Raw genomic sequence first — 3261 nt, 5'->3', positions numbered from 1 at the left:
GGCGACGGCGCCGCGCAGGTGGCGGCCGGGATGCTCGCCGCGGTCACCGAACTGCACTACGGGGAACAGACGCTGCTGGGGCTCAACCTGGAGTCCGCGCGCCGCTACCCGGACTTCGCGGCCGAGCTGACGGAGGCGACCGGCCTCGACCTCGGCTACCGCCGCTCGGGCACGCTCGCCGTCGCGCTCGACGCCGACGACCGCGCCCACTTGCGCGAACTGCACGCCCTGCAGCGCCGGTCGGGCCTGGACTCGCAGTGGCTGAGCGGCCGCGACTGCCGCCGTCTGGAGCCGATGCTCGCGCCGGGCGTACGCGGCGGGCTGCGGGTCGACGGGGACCACCAGATCGACCCCAGGCGGCTCTCCAGGGCCCTCGTGGCGGCCTGCGAGCGGGCCGGGGTGGTCTTCCACCGGACCTGGGCCGAGGAGCTGTTGGTGGTCCGCGAGCGGGCCGCCGGGGTTCGGGCCGGTGACGGTGACCGGCTGTCCGCCGGACAGGTCGTCCTCGCCGCGGGCAGCCTCAGCGGGCGGCTCTCCGGGGTCCCGGACGACGTACTGCCGCCGGTGCGGCCGGTGAAGGGGCAGGTGCTGCGGCTGACCGTGCCGAAGCCCTACGCCCCGTTCCTGAGCCGTACCGTGCGGGCCGTGGTGCGCGGCAGCCACGTCTACCTGGTGCCGCGCGAGAACGGCGAACTCGTCGTCGGCGCGACCAGCGAGGAGCAGGGCTGGGACACCACGGTGACCGCGGGCGGGGTGTACGAACTGCTGCGGGACGCCCATGAACTCGTCCCCGGGATCACCGAACTGCCGCTCACCGAGACCCGCGCGGGCCTGCGCCCCGCCTCCCCCGACAACGCGCCGCTCCTCGGCCCCTCCGGGCTCGACGGCCTGATCCTCGCGACCGGCCACCACCGCAACGGAGTGCTCCTGACCCCCGTCACCGGCGATGTGCTGGCCCATGTGCTGTCCACCGGTGAACTGCCGACGGAGGCCCGTGACTTCACGCCGCTGCGGTTCCGCGCCCGCGCGGCCCGCGAACTGGTGGAGCAGCCCGTATGAGCGCCACCGGGACACTGAACATCCTCGTCAACGGGGAGCGCCGGCAGATCGCTCCCGGCACGGCGCTCGACGCGCTCGTGCGGACGCTCACCCCGTCCCCGTCCGGTGTCGCCGCCGCGCTCAACGAAACCGTCGTCCCGCGCGCGCGGTGGACGACCACCGCCCTCGCCGAGGAGGACCGCGTCGAGGTCCTCACCGCCGTCCAAGGAGGCTGATCCCATGGCAGACGACCCCTTCGTCCTCGGCGGCACGACCTACTCGTCCCGCCTGATCATGGGCACCGGCGGCGCGGCCGGCCTCGACGTCCTGGAGCGCGCGCTGGTGGCCTCCGGCACGGAGCTGACGACGGTCGCGATGCGCCGCGTGAGCGCGTCCGTGCACGGCTCGGTCCTGTCCGTGCTCGACCGGCTCGGCATCCGGGTGCTGCCCAACACGGCCGGCTGTTTCACGGCGGGCGAGGCCGTGCTGACGGCCCGCCTCGCGCGCGAGGCGCTCGGTACGTCCCTGGTCAAGCTGGAGGTCATCGCCGACGAGCGCACGCTGCTGCCCGATCCGATCGAGCTGCTCGACGCGGCCGAGACGCTCGTCGACGACGGTTTCACCGTGCTGCCGTACACGAACGACGATCCCGTGCTCGCGCGGAAACTTCAGGACGTGGGCTGTGCCGCGATCATGCCGCTCGGGTCGCCCATCGGGTCCGGGCTCGGCATCCGCAACCCGCACAACTTCCAGCTGATCGTGGAGCACGCGCGCGTGCCGGTGATTCTCGACGCGGGTGCCGGTACGGCGTCGGACGTCGCTCTCGCGATGGAGCTGGGATGCGCCGGGGTCATGCTCGCCTCCGCCGTGACCCGGGCCCAGGAGCCGGTCCTCATGGCCGAGGGCATGCGGCACGCGGTGGAGGCGGGACGGCTGGCGTACCGGGCGGGCCGCATCCCCCGTCGGCACTTCGCGGAGGCGTCCTCACCGGGTGAGGGGCTGGCGCGGCTGGATCCGGAGCGCCCGGCGTTCTGAGTCGGATCTCACGCCTCCCCGCCGCCACTCGAACAGCCGAACGAGTTCCGCCGTGCACCCGCCTGTCACAGCCGTCCGATCCGGGTCACAGCTCTGCTGCAGTGCGCCTTCGGCGCCACGGGACCGATGGGCCTGTCGGCGGCGGCTCGTACACTCGCCTGCGTGGACACGACCCTTCAGGACCCGCTTGTCGGCCATGTGCTCGACGGCCGGTATCGAGTCGAGGCGCGGATCGCGGTCGGCGGCATGGCCACGGTCTACAGGACCGTGGACACCCGCCTCGACCGCGTGCTCGCGCTCAAGGTGATGCATCCGACGCTGGCCGCGGACCGGACGTTCGTCGAGCGGTTCATCCGTGAGGCCAAGTCGGTGGCCCGGCTGGCCCACCCGAACGTGGTGGGGGTCTACGACCAGGGCACCGACGGCCCGTACGTCTATCTCGCGATGGAGTACGTCGCCGGCTGCACCCTGCGTGACGTGCTGCGCGACCGCGGGGCGCTGCAGCCCCGGGCGGCGCTGGACATCCTGGAGCCGGTGCTCGCCGCACTCGGCGCCGCGCACCGCGCCGGGTTCGTGCACCGGGACATGAAGCCGGAGAACGTGCTGATAGGGGACGACGGCCGGGTCAAGGTCGCCGACTTCGGGCTCGTCCGGGCCGTGGACACCGTCACCAGCACCACCGGGACCGTCCTCGGCACCGTCTCCTACCTCGCCCCCGAGCAGCTGGAGCACGGCACGACCGACACCCGCGTCGACGTGTACGCGTGCGGCGTGATGCTCTACGAGATGCTCACCGGCGCCAAACCGCACGCCGGCGAGTCCCCCGCACAGGTGCTGTACCACGCGCTGAACGACGACGTGCCGCCTCCGTCGGCCGCCGTGCCGGGGCTGGCGTACCAGCTGGACGAACTGGTCGCCTCGGCGACCGCGCGCAATCCGGAGCTGCGGCCGTACGACGCCGTCGCCCTGCTCGCGCAGACGCTGGAGGCACGGGCGGGGCTGAGCGACGAGCAGCTGGACGCGGTGCCGCCGCAGGCGATAGCCGGCGGCCATGACACCACGGAGGACCGGACGAGTGTGATCCCGCGCTCGCTGTCCGTGTCGCGGTCGGTGGCGGTGGACCCCGACCCGCTCAACCGTACGAGCCGGTTCGAGTCGCCCCCGCCGCCGCCCCGGCGCCCGCGCAAC

4 protein-coding genes are annotated in these 3261 nt (G+C 73.4%); all 4 read left to right on the top strand.

Features of this window, described 5'->3' with window-relative positions; translation table 11 throughout:
• The coding region (gene thiO / locus AWZ10_RS20325; protein WP_060891748.1) for a glycine oxidase ThiO at positions 1–1059 on the top strand (1059 nt) is incomplete at its 5' end.
• A gap of 14 nt (positions 1060–1073) precedes the next feature.
• Positions 1074–1274, top strand: coding sequence for a sulfur carrier protein ThiS (gene thiS / locus AWZ10_RS20320; RefSeq protein WP_060891747.1), 201 nt, complete (start codon positions 1074–1076; stop codon positions 1272–1274).
• 4 nt (positions 1275–1278) lie between these two features.
• Positions 1279–2073 carry a thiazole synthase gene (locus tag AWZ10_RS20315; protein ID WP_060891746.1) on the top strand — a complete coding sequence of 265 codons (795 nt, stop codon included), beginning with the start codon at positions 1279–1281 and terminating at the stop codon, positions 2071–2073.
• A 162-nt stretch (positions 2074–2235) separates the two neighbouring features.
• Positions 2236–3261 (top strand): protein kinase domain-containing protein (locus AWZ10_RS20310; RefSeq protein WP_167365971.1); only part of this gene is annotated, 1026 nt, incomplete at its 3' end.

It is taken from the genome of Streptomyces europaeiscabiei (genome assembly GCF_001550375.1).
Lineage (GTDB): Bacteria > Actinomycetota > Actinomycetes > Streptomycetales > Streptomycetaceae > Streptomyces > Streptomyces europaeiscabiei.
This window is presented reverse-complemented; position numbering and strand designations above follow the sequence as displayed.